This is a genomic window from Curvibacter sp. GW821-FHT01G03, from assembly GCF_059422285.1.
The window spans coordinates 1-13,862 of record NZ_JBWKWP010000005.1 but is presented as its reverse complement, the minus strand read 5'-3'; the positions used below and the strand labels follow the sequence as shown (position 1 = coordinate 13,862).

The following is a 13,862-nucleotide window of genomic DNA, read 5'->3' as shown; positions in this document are numbered from 1 at the left end:
CATCACTCGCTCCCTTCAGTACAGCTTGAAAAACACACAACCCCGCCACTCACCTGGCCTGGCGGTTCGGCCCCCGGGTGCCCCGGTCCATCCCCCCCTGCAGTGCGGCCCCCGGGCGGGGCCTCCAGCTGCAGGGCTTGCCACCAACGCAAATCCACCGGCACCGCGGGCGGGGCCTTGCCAGCCGGGTCGCTGGGCTGCGCCGGCCCGTGCACCTGGCGCAGCTGCTGCACCGCGGCCAGGGCCTGCAGGTCGATGGCCATCGAAAAGTTCAGGCCCCCTTGCGGCGCCAGCAGGTCGGCCAGCACCGCGGCCGCATCGGTGGCCAACAGCTCAGCAAAGTGCTGTTGCAACAAGGCTTGCGCCTGGGCCCGGTGGCCGGGCTGCTGCAACCAGTGCAGGGCATCGCGGTAGGCCCGCAAAAAGCCCATCACGGCCTGCGGGTGGGCCTGGGCCCAGGGCGTTCGCACCACCCCCACCGTGCCCAGGTAATGCGGCGCCACATCGGTGCCCCTGGCCAGCACGCCATAGCCCTGGCGCTGCGCCAGCCGCTCGTAAGGGGGGCGCAGCAAGGTGGCCTCAAAGCGGCCTTGCACCAGTTGCTGGTAGCGCTGCGCAGTGCCCCCTGCGCTCAGCACCTGCACCTGCTGCGGCCCGGGGCCTACCGCCAGCCCGGCGCGGGCCACCAGCTCGCGCGCCACAAAGGCAAAGCCGGTGGTCTGGGCATCTACTGCCAGGCGCAGGCCCTGCAGGCCGGCCACGCGGCTCACGCCGGGGCACGCCACCAGCGACAACAAGCCGTTGTCGCCCGCCATGAAAGCCACCAGATCCGCCCCGGCCCGGGCCTGGGCCGACTCGCCCTGCCCGCCGGCATAGGCCAGCACGTTGTCCACGCTCATCAAGGCCAGCTGGGCCTGCCCGGTGTGCAGTGCCTCCACCACCTGCACCGAGCCACGGGCCGGCTGCACGATGATCTGCAAGCCTTGCGCCGCAAAATAGCCCTGCTTTTGCGCCACCCACAGCGGCAGGTTGAAAGCGCCCTCAAACACCATCACCGTCAGCGCCTCGGGTTCGGCGGGGGCGGCTGTTGCCGCCGGGGGCAATGGGGCAGGCGGGCCGGGCTGGCCCACCGCGCAGGCGACCAGCCCCCAGGCCAGCAGGCCCGCCACGGCCCTCCGGCAGGTTCTCCGCCAGGCCCAGCGGCTTGGGGCCCGCGCGCTCATGGTGCCCCCCCGTGCTCGGCCACCTGGCGCAGCCTTTGCTGCAGCTCTTCCCGCGTGAGCACGCCGTTCCAGCGGGCAATCACCAGCGTCGCCACGCCATTGCCGATCATGTTGACCAGCGCCCGCGCCTCGCTCATGAAGCGGTCAATCCCCAAAATCAAGGCCATGCCCGCCACCGGAATGCTCGGCACCACCGACAAGGTGCCCACCAGCGCAATGAAGGCCGCCCCCTGCACCCCGCTGGCCCCCTTCGACGTCAGGGCCGCCACCAGAAACAGCGACAACTGCTGCTCAAAGCTCAGCTCCACCCCCATGGCCTGGGCCACAAACAGGGCGGCCAGGGTCATGTAGATGCTGGTGCCGTCGGTGTTGAAGGTATAGCCCGTGGGCACCACCAGGCCCACCAGTGATTTGGGCAGGCCCAGGGCCTCCAGCTTTAGCATCAGGCTGGGCAGCGCCGCATCTGAAGAACTGGTGCCCAGCACCAGCAAGATCTCTTCTTTGATGTAGCCCAGAAACCTGAAGATGCTGAAACCCACCCACCAGCCAATGCCGCCCAGCACCACCACCACAAACAGCAGCGAGGTCAGGTAAAACGTGCCGATCAGCTTGAGCAGCGGCCCCAGCGAGGCCAAGCCGTAGCGCGCCACCGTGAAGGCAATCGCCCCAAAGGCGCCCAGGGGGGCCAGCTTCATGATCAGGTTGACCAGCGCAAATGCCGCGGCCGACACGCCGTTGATGCCCTGCAGCACCCCATGCCCGCGCTCGCCAATGGCCGACAGCGACACCCCGCACAACACCGCCACCAGCACCACCTGCAAGATGTCGCCCTTGGCAAATGCATCCACCAGGGTGTTGGGGATCACATTCAGCAAAAACTCGACCACGCTTTGCTGTTTGGCCTGCCCGGCGTAGCCCATCACTTCTTTGGCGTTCAGCGTGGCCGGGTCGACATGCAGGCCGGCACCCGGCTGCAGCCAGTTGGCCACCCCCAGGCCGATCAGCAACGCAATGGTCGACACCACCTCAAAGTACAGCATGGCCTTGGCCGCCGTGCGCCCCATGCTCTTGAGGTCTTGCATGCTGGCAATGCCCGACACGATGGTGCAAAAAATGACCACCGCAATCACCATCTTCACCAGCTTGATGAAGCCATCGCCCAGGGGCTTCATCTGCACGCCCCAGCCCGGCATCAGGTGGCCCAGCACAATGCCCAGGGCCATGGCCAGCAACACCTGGATGTACAACACCCGGTACCAGGGCTTGCGGCCTGGCTTGGCGCCCATGCGGGCCCCCATGGTGGCAGCGTGCGGGCTCATGAGGCACCCCCTGCTTGGGCGTGCAACTCGGCATCCAGCCGCTGCGCCGACTGCATCAACGTGGGCAGCACTGCGTTCAAAATGACATTGCTCATCACTGTCTCCCTTTGAAAAACCCAAGCTCAAAACGAGTAAGACCAACCCAGCTCAAACCCAGTTGATGCGGCGTTGGCCTGCCCTGGCACCAACGCACTGACCGCCATGCGTGCCCCGCCCTGATTGCGGATGCGCGCCGCCGTGGCGTAAACCTCAAAGCGCTTACCCCAGGCGGCTTTTGGCATGGTTTGAGTTGCCCATGGCGGTGGTGCGCGGCCCGCCCTCGCTCAGGTACTGGCCTACCGACACATCAATCAAGCCAAACAACTGCGCCGAGCCCTTGCTGCCGGGGGCCGGCGCCAGCGCCGCTTGCGATACCGGCTGTTGAGCCTGCGCAAATACAGCCAAGGGCCAAAAAACGGCAACAGAAATCCCTACCTCTTGAAAGAAGCGTTTCATAAAAACCTTGATTCACTGGATTGCAAAACAGCCCCGTCAAACGGGGTGCGGAACCCTTTGCGCCCTGGCCGCAACGCACTCAGGTTGGTGCAAGGCCCTGGTCATGGCCGTGCTGAAGCAACAAGCTTTGGCTCAAAAATCCAACGCGGGTTGGACAATCAGCCGCCAGACAAGCAATCCGATTTGCACAACTCAAGTTAGAGGTACGAATGGAAATTGCCGTGGCATTTGGCTTGGCGTTGAAGCAGCGCCGGCAGGCTGCAGGCCTCAGTCAAGAAGCGCTGGGCTTTGAAGCAGGCCTGAGCAAGAACTACATCAGCCTGCTTGAAAACGGCCAACGCCAGCCCACCCTCGCCAGCCTGCTCAGCCTGGCCCAGGCCCTGAAGCAGGCGCCGCCTACCTTGATCCACCAACTGCTGCCCCTGCAAGCGCAGGCGCGCGCTCAGGGCGGGTAAGGCGGGCGACCCGCAGCGCAAGGCCTGGCAACAAAAGGTGGGGGATAGGGAGCGGCAGCAGCGCGATTGCTGGGCCTGAGATGGCCGTATGGCATGGTTCAGTACTCCACAGTGAGACTGCAAACCACCCTCGGTCTTATTACGGACATCAGAGTGGTCGGAATGTTGGCAACCCGAACAAAGCCGTGCACCAAGCGTTGCCGCTCTGGTCATCCCGTCCGAAAGCGAAGCCCCCGGTAAAACCGAAAGCCATGAATTCTGACGTGACAAAACCTCATTTCGGAGAGATTGCGCCGCACTATGCGGGTGTTGCTTGCACCAACCCTTTCGGGCTGCAGCGACTATGAATTAGGAACCACCTTGGCCACCCCCCAGGAGACCAGGCAAGTTACCTGTGGCGAGTCTAGCGGTTTGGGCGGGCGGAATGGGGCGCTGCAGTGCCTGTGTCGGCACCTGGTCGACAGCGGCCTCATGCTGATACGGCAGGCATTTACCGCTGCATTTGCCGCTGCATTTGCACACCCATTTGCAGCCAGGTACGAGACGATTCGGCAGATGATTTGCGTCATTTGTACCAACATTGCGCCTGATGTACGCAACAAGGAGGCTAACCATGGCTGCAGCCACCCCACGTTCGGCCCGGCTGGGGCTGCGCGCGACACTCGAACAAGAAGCCGTGTTGCGCCGCGCGGCCGAAGTCGCACACAAATCGTTGACTGATTTCAGTCTCGAAGCCGCTTACCAGGCAGCCGAGCAGACACTGCTGGACCAGCGATTGTTCATGGTCTCAGGCAGCCAGTACCAGGCGTTTCTAGAAATGCTGGACCGTCCGGAGGCGGACAACCCCGGCTTGGCAGACCTGTTCTCGCGGCGCCCTGTCTGGGCTGAAAAATGAGTGTGTCGGCACCGGAGCCGCTAGACGCGCATCACCGGCTGGAAGGTTTTGACTGCGGCAAGCCCACACTCACCGATTGGCTGCTGCGACACTCACGCCAAGGTCAAAGCAGCGGCTCGGCAAGAACTTTCGTCGTGGGCGATGGGGATCGCATTGCAGGCTACTTCAGTTTGACCGTTGGTCAGATCGACACACTTGAGGCAGCGGCCCGAGATGCCGATTGAATGGCTAGCCCCGGTGCCAATCCTGGCCCTGGCTGCGCGCTGCGCCTTAACCGTCAAACCCTCACACCTCATGGGCGCAAGGCCCTGCGGGCGGTGGCAAGTAGTGGGCATGCGCTGCTTTGGCCGGCACTTTTCGCTAAACTGTTGGGCACAACTTCACCGGGTTTAAGCCATGCCACCGCGCCCCACCAACGCCCGCAAAAAGCCCAGCATGGCCGCCCTGCGTCGGGCCGTGGCCAGCTCAACCGCCATCGAAACGGGCCAGAACATCCAGAAGCTAGAGCAAAAACTGCAGCAGCCCAGCCAGCAGCGGTTTGCCCACATCAAGTTGGCGGCGTAGGGCTTTCGGCCCACAGGTTCAGGGCGGTTCGAACCCAGAACTTCATGGGTTCGTAGTTCATGGCCACACCGGCGTGGATGGCGCTCAAATAGCCATTCTTGTGTGTTTCCCAACTGCTGTAGTCCAGCGGGTTGTGCCCCGCTTGCACCGCCATTGCATCGGCCAGCAAGCGTGAAAGCCGGCCGTTGCCCTCACGAAACGGGTGGATCAAGATCAATTCGACATGCGTTACGGCAATGGCTTCGACCAGGCCCGCTGGCGTGTGGCGGTCGCAAGGTGTGTAGCGCCTGAGCACATTCTTTTCAAAGCCCGCCAACAAGCGCGGAATCTGCCCCGCCGCCGCAAAGCTGAAGCCCCCCTTGCTCATGTTGACCGAGCGCTCTTGCCCCGCCCAGGCATACACATTGCCAAGCCAGCGCCGGTGCCAACGCTTGATGTCGGCCACCGACAGGGCCTGGTCTGGCAGCTCGTCAACCAGCACGTTTTGATAAAGCTGGGCCAGCAACTGCAGCTCCAGGTCGTTCATGTCGTCAACGGCCGTGATGCCCGCCAGATTGCGCAGCACCAGCCCGCCCGAGCCTGGCTGGGCCTCGTTGTCTGCAGCATGTAGCGCGTACCGGCCCATGCGGCCAGTATCAGCAAGCAGTGCAAGCCCCTGCGGGCCCCAGCTTGCCGTACAGGGCTGCATCTGCCCGGCGGCGTGTTCTGGGGTACTGTGCGGGGCCTGACCCAAGCCGCAGCCCTTCTTGCCTGCACGATGCCCGCCTTGAGCATTCTCGGGCCGGCACTGCGCCTAAAAATCACATGGCGCTGCACGGTGAACACGCCGGGTGTGTAGTCCAGCTTCTCGCTGACGTCTTCGCCGACGCGTTTGAGTGGGCGCCACACCCTGGGGTGGTGCACACCGTGGCGCTGGGCTCGTGACTGATGCTGATGCGGGGCAGCTAGGGCGGCAAGGTTTGGCGCTTGGGGATTTGCTTGGGCACCTGTGCAGCTTGAGGTGCGGCCTTCAACTCGGCCAGTTCTTCTTCCAGCGCCGCGATGTCGGCTTGAACGGCTTCTTCAAACAAGTAGCGTGCTTCGTCTGTTCACCTGTGCTCGACGCTCGCCCACGACCCATTCCTGGGATTCGTCGCGCTCAACTACAAAAATCTCATAAACAATGAATTTTCGTAGGTTAACAAGCCAAGTCATTTCAAGGAATGAAATTTCATAGGTTAAATCACTATAGGCTTTTATTAGCCATGAGCTAAACTATTATTTTTCATAGTTTGATCCAGTTTTTTCTAGATAAACCCTGCTATGTCATCACTTGTTGATCTCAATGCCTCTCCAGCCGAGCTCGAAGCTTGGCTTGGTGAGCAGCTCCGGGCTGAGCGGCTGCGCAAGAACATCACGATGGCCGACCTTGCCATTCGCGCCGGGGTATCTGACCAGACCATCCGCGCCTTGGAGGCGGGACGCGGCGGCCGTGTGGAGTCGCTGATCCGGGTGGCTGTTGCGCTAGGGCGCAAAGACTGGCTAACCAGCTTTCGCCCCCCGGTGAAGATCAGTCCCTTGCAGATCGCCCAAGGAACGCCCCGACGTCAACGGGGCTCCCGCAGCGTCCTCACCTCCAGCCAACCGAAGGATCGCTAGATGGCATCGTTCAAACCCGTGGAAGCCGTCAGCGTTGAAATATGGGGCCACAAAGTCGGCGCTGTTGCGTTCAACCCCGAATCAAGGTTCTATGCATTCGAGTATGAGCCCAGGTTTCTTCGCTCGGGCATCGAGCTCGCTCCGCTGCAGATGCCCCTCGCACTGGGTAGCGAACCCTTCGAATTCCTGAGTCTGCCAACGGAAACCTACCACCGCTTACCGGCAATGATCGCCGACGCCTTACCCGACAAATTCGGCAACGCCCTGATCAACGCCTGGATGGCCGACCGTGGCATGAACATCAACAACATCACGGCGTTGGATCGGCTCGCTTACATGGGCCAACGCTCCATGGGTGCCTTGACCTTCAGACCCAATCGCGGGCCATCAAAGACTCAACCCTCGGCACTGCAGATGTCCGCGTTGGTGACCCAGGCCCGCAGTGCCATCAGTGGCGACTTCGACAACAGTGACCATACGAGCGACGTGCTGCGCCAGATCATCCAGGTCGGCACCTCGGCCGGTGGAGCCCGAGCCAAGGCAACTATCGCCTGGAACCCTCAAACCCAAGAGGTACGGACGGGCCAGTTCGACATCCCCGATGGTTTCCAGGCTTGGCTGCTCAAGTTCGATGGCATGGGGGCCGACGCACAGTTGGGCCTGGGCCGCCATTACGGCCGGATCGAATACGCCTATTCGCTCATGGCCAAGGCTGCGGGCCTTGACATGACCGAGTGCCGTTTGCTTGAGGAAGAAGGCCGGGCACACTTCATGACTCGACGCTTTGACCGCAGCGGCAACGAACGCCACCACATGCAGACGCTGTGCGCCATGGCACATCTGGACTTTAACCAGATCGGCACCCATAGCTATCACCAACTGTTTCAGACAGCCCAGATGTTGGAACTGGATCGGGCATCCATGCAAGAGATCTTGCGCCGCATGATCTTCAATGTGCTGGCGGCCAACCATGATGATCACACCAAGAACTTTTCCTTTCTCTTGCGCCGGGGCCATGCCTGGGAACTGGCTCCCGCCTATGACATCACCTTTGCCTTCAATCCCGAAAATAAGTGGCTCAAGCAGCACCTGATGTCGGTGAATGGCAAGTTCGAGGGCATTACCGAGTTGGATTTTCGAGAGGTCGCAGATCGCTACGAACTGCTGGGTGTCTGCAAGGACACCATTGCAGACATACGCGCAGCGGTGGCGCGATGGCCGCAGTTCGCGAACGAGGCCGGCGTGCCGCCAGCCTTGGCCGAAGAGATAGCTCAGTCGCTTGCTGGACGTTGATGTCAGGTTTGAGCACGGTATTGACTCGTGTCCCCAAGGGGGGGGGGGTACCAGCACAAAATGTTGAGCTTGCTTATATCGACCCACTGCTCAATCACAGACGGATTTAGTACCTAAGCCCCGGCTGACCTCAGTGGCCGTGGTCTTGCCTTGCATGATGCGCACCACCAGCCCACCCGAGCCTGGCTGGGCCTCGTTGTCTGCAGCCTGTAGCGCGTGCCGGCCCATGCGGCCAGTATCAGCAAGCAGTACAAGCCCCAGCGGGCCCCGGCTTGCCGTACAGGGCTGCATCTGCCCGGCGGCGTGTTCTGGGGTACTGTGCGGGGCCTGAGCCTCAGCCCCACGGCCCAAGCCGTAGCCCTGGCCTGCACCATGCCTGCCTTGAGCATTCTGGGGCCGGCAATGCGCCTAAAAATCAATGAGCGTGCGGGTGGACGTACTGGTGGGCGTACTGGTGGACGTGCGAGTGGGCGTGAGGGTGGGCGTGAGGGTGGGCAGGGCTTTCAGGGCAACGAATCAAGACCCAAATCAGACAACCCTTGGCCATTCAACCCCCAATCAAGGGAATTCAAAATGGCCTTGATTCAAGCAAGCATTGAATTGCAAAAACATGGGTTTTGAAACCATCGATTCAACCGTGTTTAAACCATTAAATGCGCAGCCCCATGCGCTGATGGGCCCATGCCCGGGTCAATGGGCTGATCAACAGGTTGTGGCTTTAAAACAAAAACCTTGACGGCCTGCGTTGAAGTTTTGTGAGCGCCACTCAAGCAGCCCCCCCCACATGAGCCCCCCGGCACCGGCGGCTACCAAGCAACGCATTGACTAGCTTGTTTTCAGCGACTTTTGAACTATAAAAATCAATAGGTGTTGTGCACCACCATCTAAAAGTCAGCTTTCTTTGTGGGCCCTCACTGATGATTTCTATGCCACGCCGCCAAGACATTGGCAATAATGACAAAGCGTGAAATATTAAACAAAAATAGGGAAATCAGGGATGAGTTCTAACAACGAACCGTGTATAGGCGCACCTGCCCACTACCGCACACGGGGCCCGGTGGATGCCCCGCCGTGCCCCTTGCACACGGCCGCCGCCGGGCCCGCTAGGCTAGGCAGCCCCCGCGGCACGGGCCAGCACCCCACCTTGCCGCGCCCAAGCCTGGGCCCGCAAGCGCCAGGCAAGCCCCCTACCCGGCCCCGCACCAGTCACAAGCCGTGCTGCCACACGGGGTGGGCCGGCACCACCCCGGCCCACCACCGCCGAAAATGACAACGGAGAAGACCATGACAACGCATGCCATGTTTTTGCTCTATGTGTTCATTGGGCTGCTGGGTTTCATCATCAATATGGTGCGAGAGGCAAACAACCATATCAGCGAATGGAAACACTCGTCGATTGACCTGCCCGATGACCTTGAAGAAAAGACCGGAAAGCTGCTTTTTTGGAAAATACTCAACAAAGTCATTTCATTGATGTTTCAGCTTTTGCTTTATGCGATCTTTTGGCCAGTAATGCTGTCGCTTTATATCGTTTCAAAACTGCGATCACCAAAGCAAGATACAGATTATCAAGAAACCAAGTTTTTTGAAGAGTGATGGGGCAACCCAAAATAATGCGCATCAAGTACGGTTGCAGTCCAATCATCCATTGGTTGATGAAGCCACAGCCATGCTTTGCTGTTGTGGGCGCCCTCAAGCGGCAGACCTGGCGACAACCCACGGGGATTGATAGCAAGCCCCGGCACCCCACGCCCTCACCATCAGGCCACCTTGTTCTGGTAGAACACCACCATGACCGACCGCACCCCCCCCCCAGCGCCATCGCCTCGGCACCGCCAGTTGGCGCACCCCAAGGCCCCATCCTGGGTCACCTGCCTTTGAGCGACTTTGCCACCGTGGTGCAGTCTGCACCATTGGTGTCGATTGATCTGGTGGTGGTGCGCAACCACAGCCATATTTTGCTGGGCCAGCGTACCAACCGGCCCGCCCAGGGCTACTGGTTTGTGCCAGGGGGCCGAATCTATAAAAATGAAACCACGCAACACGCCATGCGGTGCATTGCTGAATCTGAAATCGGGATTACGCGGAATATGATAAAAGGCTGCATTAAACCCCAATAGCTTGGGGCATATGAGCATTTTTATGCTGATAGTTTTGCTGCCCAACAGGCTATCACCACGCATTATGTGGCGTTGGCCCATTTGCTGCATGTGCCCGAAAGCTTTGAGCCCGCGCACCGCGACGCCCAACACCAAGCCTGGCGCTGATGGCCGCTGCAGCAGGCCCTGGCCAGCCCCGAGGTGCATCACTTCAGCCAAAACTACCTTCGTGATTTACAACAACCTAGGGTTTGTAAGTAGCTGTACATAAATTTTGATAATAATGGCCCTGCGTGAACCATTTAACAAAATCAGGGGAATCAGGGATGAGTCCTGGCAACGAACAACGCATTTACATGGCAGGCCACCGAGGCCTAATGGGCTCGCCGTTGGTAACGGCTGCGGCAAGCCCAGGGAGACGTCGTGCGGGCGCGCAAGCATGTCGAGCTGGACTTGACCCAGGCTGACCAGGCCGAGGCATTTTTTGCTGCCGAGAGGCACACTCAGGTAAACCTGGCCGCGGCGAAGGTGGTCGGAATTGTGATGAACAACAGCCACCCTGGTGACTTCATCTGCGACAAACTGATTACTTAAATCAAGCGACGCAGTTGGTTTTTCAAAAATAGCAATTAAATACCACCGGCAATTATTCGTTATTTTATAAAACAAGGTGTAAGCGATGCAGCCGAACTCACCTAACGAAGCATTCTCATCCAAAAATCCTCGACACATTCACAATACGGTCAATATTAAATACCTTATTAGAAATAATACTTTAAAAGATATCGTCGCCTCAAAAAATAGAATAAAATATTCATCATGAGCACCGTGCTTCAACAATAAAAATCCAACCGACACAGATCAAATTTTGGCGCAATTACTGCGCACACATTCCAAAATCAGAGAGCATATATGGAGTATAGAAAAGAGATAGATGGACTAAGAGCACTCGCTGTTGTTCCAGTTATAATTTTTCATGCCGGCTTTAAAACTTTTAGCGGCGGCTTTGTAGGTGTTGATATCTTTTTTGTCATCAGCGGCTACTTGATCACAACCCTCTTGATTGAAGATCTCCAGAAAAACAAATTCTCGATTATTTCATTTTACGAGAGGCGTGCAAGGCGAATATTGCCTGCACTTTTCTTTACTATGCTCGCCTCACTATTTTTTGCATGGTGCTGGCTAAGCCCTAGCGATGCGAAAAGCTTCTCTGGAAGCATGGCGTCTGTACCAATATTTTTATCAAATATTTTTTTCTGGCGACAGGCAGGTTATTTTGACATTGCAAGCGAGGTAAAGCCGCTTATACACACCTGGAGCCTAGCGGTTGAAGAACAGTTTTACATCTTATTCCCAGCCCTCTTAATACTATTAAGGCGCCTTGGAAAGAGATTTATCCATTTAATATTAATTTGCATTTTTGCGGTTAGTTTCACATTTTCAGAATATAGTCAAAGACACCATCCCGATGTAGCCTTCTACTTGCTTCCGAGCAGGGCTTGGGAATTTATCATTGGGACGCTTACAGCACTTTTTCTGAGCGACCCCAACGCGTATCAATTTAAAAAAACCACATCACAGATAGCTAGCATACTTGGAGCCATATTAATACTAACTCCAGTTTTCACATATAATAAAAATACTCCATTTCCGGGCTTTTACGCATTACCTCCAACAATTGGGGCCGCGCTTGTCATAATTTTCACAACAAAAGAAACGTTAATAGGAAAACTGCTCTCCGGTAAAATTATTTCTGGAATTGGATTAATAAGCTACAGCGCCTATTTATGGCACCAACCCATACTTGCCTTTGCACGCATTCGCAGTTCAGACATCCAATTTGAAAAATCTTCTATGCTATTACTAGCGGCAGCATCACTGGCTGCCGGCTATCTTAGTTGGAGATACATTGAACAACCTTTTCGAAATAAAATTAAGTTCAATATCCACCAAATACTACTCATCGGAGCAATAGGCGGCTCATTCTTTCTAGTTCTAGGAATTCATGGTTTCATCTCAAACGGATGGATGTCACTCCGACTAAACAAAGGGCAGATACACTTAATGGAGACAGCTATACCGAGTCCAAAACGAGAAGCCTGCCATACCGGAGGCGACAATTACATAAAACCAGAAAAAGCATGCGAATTTTTTGGAACCCATATCACTTGGGCGGTCTTCGGCGATAGTCATGGGGTTGAACTATCATACGCATTAGCTGGGCAATTAAGATCCTCAAACATTGGAGTAAAGCAACTCACATTTAGTGGCTGCTCTCCATCGTACTGGTACAACACACAGATTGAAGAAACATCATGCTCACGCTGGACCAAAGAAGTTGTTGACTACCTAGATCGAACCCCCGAAATCAGCACTGTCATTGTTTCTTACCGCATAAATCAATATCTTTTTGGAAAGCATGACGGATTTTATCCCGAACTACCGAGTCAGGTCTCACCCGATAATCAAACCAAGATATGGAACTCCTACATTGGACTTTTAGAGCACCTTTCCAAAAAAAAGAAAAATGTAATTATAGTATTGCAAGCACCCGAAATTAGACGACGGATCGACGATTTGATATTTAATCAAAGAGATCAATTCGATGAAATTATTGGCACCTCCGACGAATGGTGGCAGCGAAGGAATAGCTACCTAAACAACCACATAGCAGAAATACCTTCCAATATAAAAATAATGAATACAACCTCTTTATTTTGTCAAAATGCCAATTGCTATGCAGCGAGAGCAGGCATCTCTTACTACTTTGACTCAGATCATTTGTCAATCAAAGGTGCGGACTTGGTAGCAAGAGAAATTATCAATTTAAGCGGACGCCAATGATAAAAATTAACTAGTCGTCCCCAAAAAATTCAAATCCCAAGCTAGGGCACCAAATAGTGGTGCCGTTGTAGCGCGCCAATTGAAGGCTACACGCGCCCAGTTCACCGGGGTTCGATACGTTTTCCCTCATATGGCCTGCTTTAGGCACCCCTTTCCTATATAAATCAACGGCTTAGCTGCTGTTTTCTGAATTTCTTTACAGTGTAAACATTTCGTCGTGTCGGTAGCACCTACTTTTCCATCTTCCGCTAAACTCCAGACATAACTTGCTGAACCGACTGTCCACGCACAAGGTCAGCCGGATTACGGAATTACTGCCCCACAAGTGGGCTGGTGTACGCGAAGGCTGAATTCAACAGAGAAATTGAAGGGTACTCATGCTCGCACTGATTAGCGTGGACATGAGTACCCTACTGTATTGACCCAGTGATTTCCTGCTCAGGTGTTATCGTTGAAAGGAAACACAGATGAGCACCCTGATGGAAGACGACATCAAGCGTTGGACGGCCAAGAGAAAGACGGCTTTGGTCCTGGACATCATTCAAGGCAAGACCACGGTCTCAGAGGCCAGCCAGGCCTACGACCTCAACCCATCTGAGGTTGAACAGTGGGTCGATGAAGGCAAACGCGGCATGGAGAACGCGCTGCGCAGCAAACCCCTGGAAATCAAAGAGCAGTACGAACGCCAGCTCAGTGATCTGCAGCAGGCCTACGGCGAAGCGATGTTGGAGCTGCGTGCCAGAAAAAAGCTGGCCTCCCTGCTGGGCAACGAGGACGAGAAATGATCCTCAGCCTTCAGCAGGGATTGGCAGAAGACGGGATTGCGGTCAGCCTGGTCAAGCTGTGCCAGTGGTTCCAGATTCCGCGGCGCACGGTGTACTACCGCAGCACCAAATCGGCGCTCAAGGTTCAAGAACACTTGGTTCAACCCATCAAGGCCATGATCGAAGAGAACCCCTCCTTCGGTTATCGGACAGTGGCGCACCTGCTTGGCTTCAACAAGAATACTGTGCAGCGCATCTTCCAGATCAAGGGCT

Annotated in this window: 15 protein-coding genes and 2 pseudogenes; 11 read left to right on the top strand and 6 right to left on the bottom strand. The window is 56.7% G+C overall.

What is annotated here, in order from left to right:
- Positions 1–2: 2 nt before the first annotated feature.
- The 3 genes from AC07VS_RS07900 to AC07VS_RS07890 form a co-directional block, all read right to left on the bottom strand.
- The gene (locus AC07VS_RS07900) at positions 3–1,169 is read right to left on the bottom strand and encodes an ABC transporter substrate-binding protein (protein WP_494750638.1); all 1,167 of its coding nucleotides are present in this window, start codon (positions 1,167–1,169) and stop codon (positions 3–5) included.
- 50 nt (positions 1,170–1,219) lie between these two features.
- Positions 1,220–2,542 carry a dicarboxylate/amino acid:cation symporter gene (locus AC07VS_RS07895; protein ID WP_494750637.1) on the bottom strand — a complete coding sequence of 441 codons (1,323 nt, stop codon included), beginning with the start codon at positions 2,540–2,542 and terminating at the stop codon, positions 1,220–1,222.
- A 258-nt stretch (positions 2,543–2,800) separates the two neighbouring features.
- A complete protein-coding gene (locus AC07VS_RS07890; RefSeq protein WP_494750636.1) occupies positions 2,801–2,986 on the bottom strand; it encodes a hypothetical protein in 186 nt (61 codons plus the stop codon).
- Between the two features lie 272 nt (positions 2,987–3,258).
- Here AC07VS_RS07890 and AC07VS_RS07885 point away from each other — a divergent pair, with 272 nt between their 5' ends.
- The 3 genes from AC07VS_RS07885 (at position 3,259) to AC07VS_RS07875 (ending at position 4,951) form a co-directional block, all read left to right on the top strand.
- Complete coding sequence (locus AC07VS_RS07885) at positions 3,259–3,492, top strand: helix-turn-helix domain-containing protein (RefSeq protein ID WP_494750635.1); 234 nt, start codon at positions 3,259–3,261, stop codon at positions 3,490–3,492.
- Between the two features lie 613 nt (positions 3,493–4,105).
- Complete coding sequence (locus AC07VS_RS07880; protein WP_494750634.1) at positions 4,106–4,387, top strand: type II toxin-antitoxin system TacA family antitoxin; 282 nt, start codon at positions 4,106–4,108, stop codon at positions 4,385–4,387.
- A 396-nt stretch (positions 4,388–4,783) separates the two neighbouring features.
- Positions 4,784–4,951, top strand: coding sequence for a hypothetical protein (locus AC07VS_RS07875; RefSeq protein WP_494750633.1), 168 nt, complete (start codon positions 4,784–4,786; stop codon positions 4,949–4,951).
- Here AC07VS_RS07875 and AC07VS_RS07870 read toward each other — a convergent pair.
- Together AC07VS_RS07870 and AC07VS_RS07865 are read right to left on the bottom strand one after the other, a co-directional pair.
- Positions 4,935–5,576, bottom strand: coding sequence for a Fic/DOC family protein (locus AC07VS_RS07870; protein WP_494750632.1), 642 nt, complete (start codon positions 5,574–5,576; stop codon positions 4,935–4,937). The genes AC07VS_RS07875 and AC07VS_RS07870 overlap by 17 nt on opposite strands.
- A gap of 176 nt (positions 5,577–5,752) precedes the next feature.
- A pseudogene (locus AC07VS_RS07865) lies at positions 5,753–6,021 on the bottom strand (IS66 family transposase zinc-finger binding domain-containing protein); the annotation flags it as partial.
- A 232-nt stretch (positions 6,022–6,253) separates the two neighbouring features.
- Here AC07VS_RS07865 and AC07VS_RS07860 point away from each other — a divergent pair.
- The 5 genes from AC07VS_RS07860 (at position 6,254) to AC07VS_RS07840 (ending at position 10,002) form a co-directional block, all read left to right on the top strand.
- Positions 6,254–6,589: a helix-turn-helix transcriptional regulator gene (locus tag AC07VS_RS07860; protein ID WP_492346588.1), complete on the top strand. Its 336-nt coding sequence runs from the start codon at positions 6,254–6,256 to the stop codon at positions 6,587–6,589.
- Positions 6,590–7,882: a type II toxin-antitoxin system HipA family toxin gene (locus AC07VS_RS07855; RefSeq protein ID WP_494750631.1), complete on the top strand. Its 1,293-nt coding sequence runs from the start codon at positions 6,590–6,592 to the stop codon at positions 7,880–7,882.
- Positions 7,883–8,492: 610 nt separating this feature from the next.
- Complete coding sequence (locus AC07VS_RS07850) at positions 8,493–8,618, top strand: hypothetical protein (protein WP_494750630.1); 126 nt, start codon at positions 8,493–8,495, stop codon at positions 8,616–8,618.
- Between the two features lie 548 nt (positions 8,619–9,166).
- Positions 9,167–9,478, top strand: a complete 312-nt coding sequence (locus tag AC07VS_RS07845; protein WP_494750629.1) for a hypothetical protein — start codon at positions 9,167–9,169, stop codon at positions 9,476–9,478.
- Positions 9,478–10,002 carry an NUDIX domain-containing protein gene (locus tag AC07VS_RS07840; RefSeq protein ID WP_494750628.1) on the top strand — a complete coding sequence of 175 codons (525 nt, stop codon included), beginning with the start codon at positions 9,478–9,480 and terminating at the stop codon, positions 10,000–10,002. Before AC07VS_RS07845 ends, AC07VS_RS07840 begins: the two co-directional genes overlap by 1 nt.
- 213 nt (positions 10,003–10,215) lie before the next feature.
- Here the strand turns inward: AC07VS_RS07840 and AC07VS_RS07835 are convergent, their stop codons facing one another.
- A complete protein-coding gene (locus tag AC07VS_RS07835; RefSeq protein ID WP_494750627.1) occupies positions 10,216–10,698 on the bottom strand; it encodes a hypothetical protein in 483 nt (160 codons plus the stop codon).
- Positions 10,699–10,893: 195 nt separating this feature from the next.
- Here AC07VS_RS07835 and AC07VS_RS07830 point away from each other — a divergent pair, with 195 nt between their 5' ends.
- The 3 genes and pseudogenes from AC07VS_RS07830 to AC07VS_RS07820 all read left to right on the top strand — a co-directional run.
- Complete coding sequence (locus AC07VS_RS07830) at positions 10,894–12,825, top strand: acyltransferase family protein (protein WP_494750626.1); 1,932 nt, start codon at positions 10,894–10,896, stop codon at positions 12,823–12,825.
- A 467-nt stretch (positions 12,826–13,292) separates the two neighbouring features.
- Positions 13,293–13,610, top strand: a complete 318-nt coding sequence (locus AC07VS_RS07825; protein ID WP_494750625.1) for a transposase — start codon at positions 13,293–13,295, stop codon at positions 13,608–13,610.
- Positions 13,607–13,862, top strand: a pseudogene (locus tag AC07VS_RS07820) (IS3 family transposase); the annotation flags it as partial. The gene AC07VS_RS07825 and the pseudogene AC07VS_RS07820, both read left to right, overlap by 4 nt.

What these genes read in the sequence shown, in the direction of transcription:
- AC07VS_RS07860 (WP_492346588.1), top strand. Translation starts at nt 6,254, where the DNA reads ATGTCATCACTTGTTGATCTCAATGCCTCTCCAGCCGAGCTCGAAGCT.
- AC07VS_RS07855 (WP_494750631.1), top strand. Translation starts at nt 6,590, where the DNA reads ATGGCATCGTTCAAACCCGTGGAAGCCGTCAGCGTTGAAATATGGGGC.
- AC07VS_RS07840 (WP_494750628.1), top strand. Translation starts at nt 9,478, where the DNA reads ATGGGGCAACCCAAAATAATGCGCATCAAGTACGGTTGCAGTCCAATC.
- AC07VS_RS07830 (WP_494750626.1), top strand. Translation starts at nt 10,894, where the DNA reads ATGGAGTATAGAAAAGAGATAGATGGACTAAGAGCACTCGCTGTTGTT.
- AC07VS_RS07845 (WP_494750629.1), top strand. Translation starts at nt 9,167, where the DNA reads ATGACAACGCATGCCATGTTTTTGCTCTATGTGTTCATTGGGCTGCTG.
- AC07VS_RS07850 (WP_494750630.1), top strand. Translation starts at nt 8,493, where the DNA reads ATGGGTTTTGAAACCATCGATTCAACCGTGTTTAAACCATTAAATGCG.
- AC07VS_RS07875 (WP_494750633.1), top strand. Translation starts at nt 4,784, where the DNA reads ATGCCACCGCGCCCCACCAACGCCCGCAAAAAGCCCAGCATGGCCGCC.
- AC07VS_RS07825 (WP_494750625.1), top strand. Translation starts at nt 13,293, where the DNA reads ATGAGCACCCTGATGGAAGACGACATCAAGCGTTGGACGGCCAAGAGA.
- AC07VS_RS07880 (WP_494750634.1), top strand. Translation starts at nt 4,106, where the DNA reads ATGGCTGCAGCCACCCCACGTTCGGCCCGGCTGGGGCTGCGCGCGACA.
- AC07VS_RS07870 (WP_494750632.1), bottom strand. Translation starts at nt 5,576, where the DNA reads ATGGGCCGGTACGCGCTACATGCTGCAGACAACGAGGCCCAGCCAGGC.
- AC07VS_RS07895 (WP_494750637.1), bottom strand. Translation starts at nt 2,542, where the DNA reads ATGAGCCCGCACGCTGCCACCATGGGGGCCCGCATGGGCGCCAAGCCA.